At 65.3% G+C, this 11,288-nt stretch carries 8 protein-coding genes; 5 read left to right on the forward strand and 3 right to left on the reverse strand.

Annotated elements, in window-relative coordinates; genetic code table 11:
* Nucleotides 1-73: 73 nt before the first annotated feature.
* From NX774_RS00385 to NX774_RS23345, 3 genes are all read left to right on the forward strand, one after another.
* On the forward strand, nt 74-412 hold the full coding sequence (locus NX774_RS00385; protein WP_258820176.1) for a KGG domain-containing protein: 339 nt from the start codon (nt 74-76) through the stop codon (nt 410-412).
* Nucleotides 413-676: 264 nt separating this feature from the next.
* Entirely contained in the window at nt 677-2,065 is a 1,389-nt protein-coding gene (locus tag NX774_RS00390) for an FAD-binding oxidoreductase (protein WP_258820177.1), read from the forward strand.
* A gap of 248 nt (nt 2,066-2,313) precedes the next feature.
* The gene (locus tag NX774_RS23345) at nt 2,314-3,966 is read left to right on the forward strand and encodes a methyl-accepting chemotaxis protein (protein ID WP_307731077.1); all 1,653 of its coding nucleotides are present in this window, start codon (nt 2,314-2,316) and stop codon (nt 3,964-3,966) included.
* A gap of 136 nt (nt 3,967-4,102) precedes the next feature.
* On the opposite strand, the gene NX774_RS00405 is transcribed toward NX774_RS23345, so the two are convergent.
* The gene (locus NX774_RS00405; protein ID WP_258820178.1) at nt 4,103-6,727 is read right to left on the reverse strand and encodes an FAD-dependent oxidoreductase; all 2,625 of its coding nucleotides are present in this window, start codon (nt 6,725-6,727) and stop codon (nt 4,103-4,105) included.
* Between the two features lie 458 nt (nt 6,728-7,185).
* On the reverse strand, nt 7,186-8,379 hold the full coding sequence (locus NX774_RS00410; protein ID WP_258820179.1) for a hypothetical protein: 1,194 nt from the start codon (nt 8,377-8,379) through the stop codon (nt 7,186-7,188).
* A 218-nt stretch (nt 8,380-8,597) separates the two neighbouring features.
* Between NX774_RS00410 and NX774_RS00415 the strand changes: the two genes are divergently transcribed.
* Together NX774_RS00415 and NX774_RS00420 are read left to right on the forward strand one after the other, a co-directional pair.
* The gene (locus tag NX774_RS00415; protein ID WP_258820180.1) at nt 8,598-9,890 is read left to right on the forward strand and encodes an NCS2 family permease; all 1,293 of its coding nucleotides are present in this window, start codon (nt 8,598-8,600) and stop codon (nt 9,888-9,890) included.
* Nucleotides 9,891-10,055: 165 nt separating this feature from the next.
* The gene (locus NX774_RS00420) at nt 10,056-10,883 is read left to right on the forward strand and encodes a DUF481 domain-containing protein (RefSeq protein WP_307731078.1); all 828 of its coding nucleotides are present in this window, start codon (nt 10,056-10,058) and stop codon (nt 10,881-10,883) included.
* Between the two features lie 6 nt (nt 10,884-10,889).
* On the opposite strand, the gene NX774_RS00425 is transcribed toward NX774_RS00420, so the two are convergent.
* Nucleotides 10,890-11,273, reverse strand: coding sequence for a DoxX family protein (locus NX774_RS00425; RefSeq protein WP_258820182.1), 384 nt, complete (start codon nt 11,271-11,273; stop codon nt 10,890-10,892).
* Nucleotides 11,274-11,288 lie beyond the last annotated feature (15 nt).

Genomic DNA, 11,288 nt, shown 5'->3' on the forward strand with positions numbered 1-11,288 from the left:
GGCCTGTCAGTTGACACTGATCCGGCAGGGGACGCAGTAATCCATTCGAACGATTCGATTAAGGAGAACGATCATGGCATCGAACAACCAAGGCGGTAACAACCAAGGTGGCAACAACCAAGGTGGTAACGGCGGCAACAACCAAAGCGGCGGCAACAGCAACCGCGGTTTTGCCTCGATGGATCCGCAAAAGCAGCGTGAGATCGCTTCGGAGGGCGGCCGCGCAGCACACGCTTCGGGCCACGCCCACGAATTCAATTCGGAAGAAGCACGCGAAGCCGGCCGCCAGTCGCACAAAAACGACGGCAACCAGCAAAGCGGCAGCAACTCGGGCTCGCGCTCGGGCAGCGGCAACAATGCCGGCAACCAAGGCGGCGGCAACAACAACGGCGGCCACGGCGGCCGTCGCTGATCGCCATCACTGAGGGCGCCCGTTGAGGGCGCCTGAAGAACGCCGGCGCGGGCACACTGGAATACGGTTGCCCGCGCCGGCTTTTTTGCGTCCGGCCGCCGATTGTGTTGCGCGGCCTTCCGAACATCGCATGCATCCATGATCCCTCTCAAAGTTGGCGCTTCGGGCATCAGCACCGAAGGCCCGGGCGTCCAATTGCGCGGCGCCGCGCGCGATACTGTCGCACCGTTGGAGCGAAACGCGCCCCAGCCACAGGAGGGGATGATGAACACGTTACAGGAAACAGCCATTGATGGCCTGCGCGGGCAATTGCGCGGCGACCTGTTGCAAGGCACCGACGCCGGCTACGACAGCGCGCGCCAAATCTGGAACGCCATGATCGACAAGCACCCGGCGCTGATCGTGCGCTGCGCCGACAGCGCCGACGTGCGCGCCGCACTGGCTTTTGCGCGCGACAACGGCCTGCGCCTGGCCGTGCGCGGCGGCGGCCACAACATCGCAGGCAACGCGCTGTGCGACGACGGGCTCGTGATCGATTTGTCGCGCATGCGCGCGGTGCACGTGGACAACAGCGCGCGCCGTGCCTGGGTGCAGGGCGGCGCGCTGCTGGCCGACGTCGACCACGAGACGCAGTCGTTTGGCCTGGCCACGCCGCTGGGCATCAACTCGACGACCGGCGTGGCCGGACTCACCCTCGGCGGCGGCTTTGGCTGGCTGAGCCGCAAGTACGGGCTCAGCGCCGACAACCTGCTGTCGGCCGAGATCGTCACCGCCGGCGGCGAGCTGCTGCGCACCAGCACCACCGAGCACCCCGACCTGTTCTGGGCGATCCGCGGCGGCGGCGGCAATTTCGGCGTCGTCACCACCTTCGAGTTCGCCCTGCACGCAGTAGGGCCGCTGGTAACCGCCGCGCTGATCGTGTTCCCGTTCGACCAGGCGCGCCAGGTGCTGACGCGCTACCGCAACCTGGTGCCCCAGCTTGGCGACGACGTCAGCGTGTGGGCCGTGCTGCGCAAGGCCCCGCCCCTGCCCTTCCTGCCGGAAAACGTACACGGCAACGAGGTTGTCGTCATGGCCTTCTTCTCGCCGCTGCCCCCGGACGACGTGAGCGCCGAGCTGGACCTGGTGCGCGCATTCGGCAACCCGCACGGCGAGATGGCCGGCGCCATGCCCTACGTGGCCTGGCAGCGCATCTTCGACCCGATGCTGGCGCCAGGCGCACGCAATTATTGGAAGTCGCACAACTTCGCCGACCTGGGCGACGAGGCCATCGACACCGTGGTGCGCCACGCCGGCGCGCTGCCGTCGGCCCATACCGAAATCTTTCTCGGCCTGCTCGGCGGGCAGGCGTCGCGTCTGGCCGCCGACGCCATCGCCTACCCGCACCGCGATGCGCTGTACGTGATGAACGTGCACGGCCGCTGGACCGCGCCGGGCGAGGATGAAGCGTGCATCAGCTGGGCGCGCACCTTCTTCGCCGAGACCGCCCCGTACGCCAGCACCGGCGTGTACATCAATTTCATGACGCAGGACGAAGGCGGACGCATCGCTGCCGCATACGGCGGCAACTATGCGCGGCTCAAGGCCATCAAGCAACGCTACGACCCGCACAACCTGTTCCGGCAAAACCAGAACATCGTGCCCGCAGCGTGAAGCGCACACGGCGCCACGGGGCGCATGCAGGAGCCGCGTGAACAATTGCATAACTGTGTTGCATGGCGCTTTGCGCGTGTGACCGGGCCGTAAGCACAACGTAATGTCAGCCCCGTATTCTTGATCTGGTTGAATTCGCGGCGCTGCCCGGCGCTGCGCCACGACGATCCCTCATCACGCTTGGCGAAGCGCTCGCTTCGCGGCCGTGCCGCCTGGTACACCCGTTTGCTTTTCTGCTGGAGAAAAAATTGTTCAAAGATGTGAAGATCAGCACCAGACTGCTGTTTGGTTTCATCATCGTCGCCCTGATTGGCGCCGTGGTTGCCGGCATCGGTATTCGCAACATGGGCAAGCTCAACGAGCAATCCGACGTGATCTACAAACAGGAACTGGTGGGCGTCTCAAGGATCAAGGACGCGAACCTGAGCCTGACCAACCTGGGACGCGCCCTGCGCAATGCCCTGCTCGCCCCGACCGAGCAGCTGCGCAACCAATACCTCGAGGATGCACAGAAGCAACGCGACCTGCTGCAGCAGAACCTGGCGCAGGCCCGTCCCCTGTTCGTCACCGAGCGCGGCAAGGCGCTGCTCGGGGGACTGGACAACCAGCTGCAAGCCTACCTGCCGTTGGCCGATGAACTGGTCAAGCGCATCCGCGCCGAGCCGCTGCAAGCACGCAGCGACACCATCGCCTTCCTGTTTGGCACCTATTCGACCACGCTCGCCCCTGTGACCGAAACCTTGGGCGAACTGAGCCGGTTGAAGGAAACCAACGCCGCGCGCGTGGCCCAGGCCAGCGCCGATTTGTACGCCACCAGCCGCACCACCATGCTGGTGCTGGTGCTGTGCGGGCTGGGCGCCGGCATCATCATGGGCGTCACCATGACGCGCCTGCTGACGCGCCAGCTGGGCGGCGAACCGGCACACGCGGCGGCCATCGCCGAACGCATTGCCGCGGGCGACCTGGTGACCGAGATCAATCTGCGCCCCGGCGACCAGACCAGCCTGCTGTTCGCGATGAAAAGCATGCGCGACAGCCTCGCCTCCATCGTCGGGCAGGTGCGCAACGGCACCGACGCAATCGCATCCGCCTCGGCCCAGATCGCCGCGGGCAACCTGGACCTGTCCTCGCGCACCGAGGAGCAGGCCAGCTCGCTCGAGGAGACCGCCTCGTCGATGGAGGAACTTACCTCGACCGTCAAGCAGAATTCCGACAACGCCCAGCAAGCCAACAAGCTGGCGGGCAGCGCCTCGTCCGTCGCGACCAAGGGCGGTGAAGTGGTGGGCCAGGTGGTGCAGACAATGGGCTCGATCAACACCTCGGCACGCAAGATCGTCGACATCATCGGCGTGATCGACGGCATTGCATTTCAAACCAATATTCTCGCCCTGAATGCGGCCGTGGAAGCGGCGCGCGCCGGTGAACAAGGGCGCGGCTTTGCAGTGGTGGCAGGCGAGGTGCGCACGCTTGCGCAACGATCCGCGGCGGCAGCCAAGGAAATCAAGCAGCTGATCGACGACTCGGTGGGCAAGGTGGAAGCCGGCACCAGGCTGGTGGACCAGGCCGGGGCAACCATGAAGGAGGTCGTGTCCAGCGTCGAGCGCGTGACGGCAATCATGGGCGAAATCACCACTGCCAGCTACGAGCAGACTTCCGGAATCGAGCAGGTCAACCAGGCCATCGCGCAGATGGACCAAACCACGCAGCAAAATGCCGCTCTGGTCGAGGAGGCGGCGGCTGCGGCCGAAGCAATGCAGGAACAGGCGACCAGGCTGGCCGAGCTGGTGCAGGTGTTCCGGATCGATGAACAAGCCGCCCCTGCGCAGCGCGAATTGAGCGTGGCGCAGCCGGCAGCGTCACCGCGCCTGGCGCTGCAGACGGAGGAATGGGAAACGGTTTGAGGCGGGGCATCATCCAGGCTGGTTGAACGCGTGGGCAGAATCTGCCCACCCTACCGGTCTCGGCCCTTCGTAGGGTGGGCGGATTCCGCCCACGCGTTCAACGACCGCATGCGGGCAGAAGCACGAACATGCGCCCCTATTCGGCCTGTGCTTGCTGCCCCTGCTTTGGCGCGGCCGATGCCTGCGCCGCGTCGGCGGCGGCCTGCAGTGCCAGCACCGTGTCGGCCGCCTTCTTGCCAGCCAGCAGGGCGTGGTCCGAGTTGTAGTACTCCCACTCGCTGTAGCGGCCGGCCAGGGTAATGTCGAACTGCTTCAGCCAGGCCTTGCAGGTCTCCACGTTCTTTGCGCGGTTGTGGTCATACAACACATAGGCAATCGGCATGTCCACCTGGTTGGCCGCCAGGATCTTGTCGCCCGGCTGGATCATTCCGACCTTGCGGCAGTCCTCGATCGCGCGTGCGATCAGCTCGTCGCCATCGACCGGCAGCGGCTTGTACGGCGAGTACGAGATCTCGCACGTGAAGCCGAAGCCGCCCGGCGGGTTGCACTGCGGGCTGGCATTGCCCTGCACGAAGATGCGGTGGAAGATCGTGTCTTCCGGGTAGTAGATCCAGTGCTTGTCGGTTGCCACGCGGTCGATGCCGATGTTCACGCAACGGATCGACACATGGCGCAGGCCCTTGGCCGCGGCGCGAACCTCTTCCGGCGCCTCGTCGCCGATCAGCTTGACCAACTCCGGCAAGGGCATGGTCGAGACCAGGTTGTCGTAGCGGAAGCGGCGGCCGTCGGCCAGCGCCACCACGTGCTCGCGCGGCAGCACCTGCACCACGTCGGCATTGGTCTCGACTTTTCCCTTGATGTGCGGCTTGAAGCCGTCCATCAGCGCCTGGAAGCCGCCCTTGAGCGGATAGCCGAAGCGCGCGTTCGGGCCCATCGGCTTGGCCACCGGCTCCAGCGCGCCGGAAATGATTTCCTCCAGGTTCGGCAGCGGCACCCGTCCGCCGAGCCACGAGGTTTCCATCTCGGTCAGCGGGACGGTCCAGATCTTGCGGTTGTATGGAATCGCAAAGTGCTTGGCGATGCCCTTGCCCCAGACCTTGTAGATGAACTGCTCGAAGTTGCGGACCTGGCCCTTGACCGACTTGTCGGTGTTGCACACGTCGGTGGTGCCGTCGGCGCAGCAATCCTCGATCTGAGTTGCATCGAGCGATTCGGCCGCCTCGTCCACGCCGTAGCGCGCTTCGATCGCCCCCATCACGCACTCGGTGATGACCGTCGGCGGCAGGCCGTACAGCGCGCCCTGGAACGGGTAGCGGGTGTACACGCCCTTGCTGTACACCCAGGCCTCGCGGTTCTGCCAGTGCACGTTATCGCCCAGCAGCACCTCGTACATCTTCAGCACGTAGGGGTCGTTCGAGAACATGATGTGGCCGGCGTAATCGAAGGTGAAGCCATTGTCCTCGATCGAGCGGCACCAGCCGCCAATGGTCTGGTTACGCTCCAGCAGCACGGTATCCGCGCCCAGGTGGTAGGCCGCCGACAGGCCAGTCGGGCCGCCGCCGATGATCACGTTGCGGTAAGACGACTTCTGCGCCGCCTGCACCGGCAGCGGGTTCACCTGCGCACCGGCGTCGCCGCCGTGCGCCACCAGGCGGTGCGCCTTGTTGCCCGGCGCCGTGGCCTGGATCAGCTGGTGCATGCTCGTTGCCGTGTTGTCCCACGAGGTGCGGGCGACGATCTCGCGCATGCGCCGCGCCATCGCGGCCTTCTGCTCGCTTGACGCGGCCAGCGCACGCTCGCAGGCAGTGATGAACTGTTCCGGCGTTTCGGCAATCGCCACCACGTCGCCATACGGCACCTTGACGTCGGTGATCGGGGTGGACACCGCCGGCAGCTCGGCTGCCATGTACTCGAGCACCTTGGTCGGACTGATGAACTTCGTCGATTCGTTCAAGGCGAACGGCAGCAGGCACACGTCCCAGCCCGCCAGGAACTGCGGCAAGGCCTTGTAGTCCTGCTGGCCGAGGTAGTGGATGTTCCTGGCCCGCGGCAACGCGGCCGGGTCGATCTTCACCACCGGGCCGACCAGCACGATGTTCCATTCCGGATGCGCCTCGGCCATGGCCTTGACCAGCTCGGTATCGAAACGCTCGTCGATCACGCCGTAAAAGCCCAGGCGCGGCCCGGCATACGGTTCCTGGCTCGGGTGGCTGCTGGCGCGGTCGAGCGCCTTGCGGAAGTGGGCGGCATCGACACTGCTCGGGAAGCAGTGCGCGTTGTTGTGGCGCTCCTTCTTGGCCTCGTACAGGCTGGGGCCGCCGGTGAAGACCAGGTCGGCGATGTTCAGCAACGCGGTCTCGCGCTGCAGCAGCTGTTTCGGCGAATTCTTGAATGCTGCCAGTTCGTCCATGCAGTCATAGACCACCAGCGCGGGGTGCAGCCCTTGCAGCAGCGGCAGGGCCATCGGGGTGTAGAACCAGACGACGGGTTGTTCGCCCTCGGGCACCAGGTCCGCCAGCAGGGTCTGCAGGGTCGGGATCTGGTCGTCGTGGAAGCCCGGGGCATGGATCGCGGTATGCGGCTGGCACACCGTAATGTTCGGCGCAACCGCCGTTTTCTTCAGGTGTGCCTGCCCCTCGTGATAGACCGGTTCCTCGACAAACAGGATTTGGTAGTGTTCCGCCAGGCGCGTCATCAAGTGCTGTGGGCGCTGGAACACAAAATCCCAACGCAAGTGGCAAAACACGATCAGGGTCGGCATGTTCAGTTTTCCTTTCGCCTTTGTGGCTGTTTTGATTGATCTGGGAGTTGCTGCGCGGGTCGTCGGCACGAGGGCTTGTGGCACCTGGCCGAACCACGCCAGACCGGGAAATCGTAACATGCTACTTTTCTAAGATTTTCATTTATACATTGCAATTTTTCCCTGTGGAAATGGAATGTATGTACCGCCAACAGGCGTTTCATAGGAGAGGCTGCCTAGGCCGGAAGCCGAATGTCGGCCCAGTCCTACAACGATTCAAGAAAAAACACTACGAAAACTCATCATGTGCGCAAGCGTGCGCGGGCGCGCGCGTACGCGCGAGGGGAAGCGGCGGCGAATAATGGGATGCGTAGGGTGGGCGGGTTTCCCGCCCACGCGTTCAACACGGGCGTGCCGGGCCACTACGCGGAGATGGTTTGTACGCGTGGGCGGAGACCCGCCCACCCTACAAAACCGGTTCAGGCCGATTCGAAGCGCTCGGCGCCTTCGGGCTGGCCTTCCTCGGTGAAGTCGGCCGCCGTCTCGACCACGCCAACACCGAACGACAGCAGCGCCTCGCACATCGTGTCGAGTTCTTCGCCCAGGTCCGCCGACAGGTCGATCGGCCGGTCCAGCGTGCCAACCAGTTCGTCGCCGCGATAGAGGTTGGTGCGCAGCAGCGCGTTCTCGCCGCCGTCGAGCACCGCGACCACGGCACGCGCATCTTCCAGCGCCAGGGCATGCTTGCCCAGCACATGGTTGACCTCGGCCAGCGACACCAGCATCGCCAACTCCTCTGCACCCTGGGCGCGGGCGCCGAAGAACAGGTCCTGGTACAGGAAGTTGACCTCCAGGGCGTCTGGCACGGCCGCAAAGCAGCGCTTGAGCAGCGGCGCGGCCTGCCGGGTCCACGCGCGGTAGCGCTCCATGCGCGCGTCGAAATAGGCTTCGCTGCCCGCCTCGTCTTCCGGCACCTCATAGAACGGGTCGTCGGCGCGCTTAAGCGAAAAGCCGAACAGGAAGCGCAGTTCCATCGCCTCGTCGTCCGGCGCAAAGTCCTCGCCGCTCCAGCCGCGCATGGACGCTTCCAGCAGCGGCACCGGGGTGGGCTTCTTCGACGTCATCGAGCCGGCGGCCTCGCGCACGATCTCGTGCAGCGTGCCGTAGGTGATCGCGTTCACTTCCTCCAGGTCGTACAGGTGGCGCACCAGCACCACGCTGGCCTGTTCGCTTTCCAGGCCATCGCGCTTGAAGCTGCGCACCAGCTCGTCGAACGCGGCCTCGTCCTGGAACACCTGGTCTTCCTTCAGCCCGCCGATGCTGCGCACGAACAGCGGCACCAGGAACGCGTCGATTTCGAGCTCGGGCGCGCCTTCGCGGCGGATCCGCTGGCTGGCCGCCTCTTCCTCGATACGGTCGCGCAGGTAGCGGCAGGCGTCGGGGTCGGACAGCTTGGTGAATTCGACGGCGCCATACAGCACCTCGTCATGCTTGCGGCGCAGCGCGCGCCGCACCAGGGTGAGCAGCTCCTCCTCGCGCGGGCTGTCCGTGCCGGCCTCGCCGCGCTCGATGACGGTGAGCGCGAGCATCGACAGCTCGCGCAGCTGCGCGTCGGGATTGGGCTGCGGCGTGTTGTTTGACTTTCTCGGCAGGGGACGCTTGTTACGGGGCATGGGAGTCCGACAGTTTGATCAAACCGACATGGTATCAAATCCACCTCGCCGCGGTTCGGCCGGCGAAACCGAGAAATTTTTCGCCGGTTTGTCGAACTTTCAAGGGCCAGCAGGTAGAATTCCGCCACGCGCCGCCGCCGGACAATGCGATAGTGAAACGATGTTATGCTTTCGTCATCGCGCCGGGCGCGGCCGCTCATCCACCACAGATCGCTACCATGCTCGAAAACCTTTTCAAACTCCGAGAGAACGGCACCAACGTCCGCACCGAACTGATCGCCGGCCTGACCACCTTCCTGACGATGGCGTACATCATCTTCGTCAACCCGTCGATCCTGGGCACGGCCGGCGTGCCGAAAGACGCCGTGTTCGTCGCCACCTGTCTCGTGTCCGCGCTGGGATCGGCCGTGATGGCCCTGTACGCGAACTACCCGATCGCCATGGCGCCCGGCATGGGCCTGAACGCCTACTTTGCGTTTGCGGTGGTGCTGGGCATGGGCATCGCCTGGCCGGCGGCGCTGGGCGCCGTGTTCGTGTCGGGCTGCCTGTTCATCCTGGTCACGGTACTGGGCCTGCGCGGCATGATCGTGGCCGGCATCCCCAAGTCGCTGCGCACCGCCATCACGGTGGGTATTGGCCTGTTCCTGGCGCTGATTGCGTTAAAGAGCGCCGGCATCGTGGTCGGCAGCGAACCCACGCTGGTGAAGGCGGGTGATTTGCACAAGCCCGAGGCCATCATGGCAATCCTCGGCTTCTTCCTGATCGTCACGCTCGACAAGCTACGCGTGAAGGGCGCCATCCTGATTGGCATCATCGTCGTGACCGTGCTTTCGTTCTTCTTCGGCGGGAACGTCTTCCATGGCGTGTTCTCGGCGCCGCCGTCGATCGCCCCGACGCTGCTCAAGCTGGATATCCCGGGCGCCCTCTCCAGCGGCATCCTGAATGTGGTGCTGGTGTTCTTCCTGGTCGAACTGTTCGACGCCACCGGCACGTTGATGGGCGTGGCCAGCCGCGCCGGCCTGCTGGTCGAGGGCAAGATGGACCGCCTGAACAAGGCGCTGCTGGCCGACAGCGCGGCGATCCTCGCCGGCTCGATGCTGGGCACCTCGAGCACCACCGCCTACATCGAAAGCGCGGCCGGCGTGCAGGCTGGCGGCCGCACGGGCCTGACCGCCCTGACGGTTGCGGTGCTGTTCCTGGCCGCCCTGTTCATCGCGCCGCTGGCCGGCGTGGTGCCGGCCTATGCCACCGCGCCTGCCCTGCTGTTCGTGGCCTGCCTGATGCTGCGCGACCTGGTCGACATCGAATGGGCGGACACCACCGAGAGCATTCCGGCCGCGATCACCGCGCTGCTGATGCCCTTCACGTATTCGATCGCGGAAGGCATCGCATTCGGCTTCATCACCTACGCGGTGCTCAAGCTGCTGACCGGCCGCGCACGCGAGGTCAAGCCGGTGATCTGGGTGATCGCCGCGCTGTTCGCTTTCAAGATCGTCTACATCGGCACCTGACAAAAGGCATCGCCGGCGGTCGCGCCGGCTCGTCTTTCGGGCTACAATGTGAACTCAGCCGCACGGCGCGCCACGCGCGCTCCAAGCCGGGCGGGCGACTCACGAAAGACGGGCTGGCCCCGCCGCGCGCTCGGCGCGGCGCATGCGCCAGCCGCACGGATGCCTATGAAATCTCAATCGCTTTTCGCGCTGGCGCTCGCCGCCGCCGTTTCCATTCCCGCTTTGGCCGACGAGCTGGCCGATCCCGTCCCGACCGCCAAGCCGGGCGAGACCATCAACGTGCACGCGCCGCTGACGGTCAAGCCGCCCACCACGCTGCCGGATGGCGGCTGGTTCACCTCGGCCGAGATGGGCGCGATCACCACGTCGGGTAACACCACCGGCACCTCGTTCACCGGCAAGGTCGATGCGCGCCACGAATCGGCCAACTGGAGCAACGAGTACATCGCCAGCGGCTACTTCAAGGAAGACGAGGTCACCACCGACGACGGCCACCGCGTCAAGCAGCGCTCGGCCGAGCGCTTCACGCTGTCGGCCAAGGCCGCGTTCAAGCTGCTCCAGGAAGGCAAGCGCGCCTTCGTGCTCGGTTCGCACGTGGACGACAAGTTCGGCGCCTACACCCGCTATTCGAGCCTGGCGGTCGGTTACGGTTCGCAGTGGTACAAGACGGACGACAAGACGCTCGACGTGGAGATCGGCCCGGGCTACTTCCACGGCGTGCACTCGATCGGCGAAAGCGAAAGCGGCGTGACGGTGCGCGGCGCGGCGCTGTTTCGCTGGGCCGTCAGCCCGTCGGCCTGGTTCGTGCAGAACGTGAGCGTGGAGCGCGGCACGTCCAACACGCACTCGATCGCAGAGACCTCGATCAGCACCAAGATCAACGGCACGATGCAGATGAAGGCCGGCTTCAGCCTGCGCAACGACACCAGCGTCCCGGCCGACAAGAAGAACACCGATACGCAGACCTCGCTGACGATGGTCTATTCGTTCTGACCCGGATCAGGGCGAGCGTTCCAGCCGGTGGTCCAGCGACGGCCGCCCGGCACCATGGCGCGTGACCATCAACAGTCCGCCGGCCATGGCCAGGTTCTTCATGAAGTTAATCATCTGCATCTGGTCGCCGGGGTGCAGGTGAAACAGCAAGGCCGAGGCCAGCGAGAACCCGGCCAGCAGCAGCGCCGCCCAGCGCGCCTTGACACCGAACAGCAGCGCAAGCCCGCCGCCCAACTCGACCAGGATCACGATCGGCAGCAGAAAGCCGGGCACCCCGGCCGCCTGCATGTATTGCTGGGTGCCGGCATAGCCGGTGATCTTGCCGAAGCCCGAGACGATGAAGATCTGGGACATCAGGATCCGCGCAAGCAGGTTGAGCAAAGCGTCCATATCACCTCCGCTGGT

The sequence above is a fragment of the Massilia agilis genome (assembly GCF_024756255.1).
Classification (GTDB): Bacteria; Pseudomonadota; Gammaproteobacteria; order Burkholderiales; family Burkholderiaceae_D; genus Telluria; species Telluria agilis.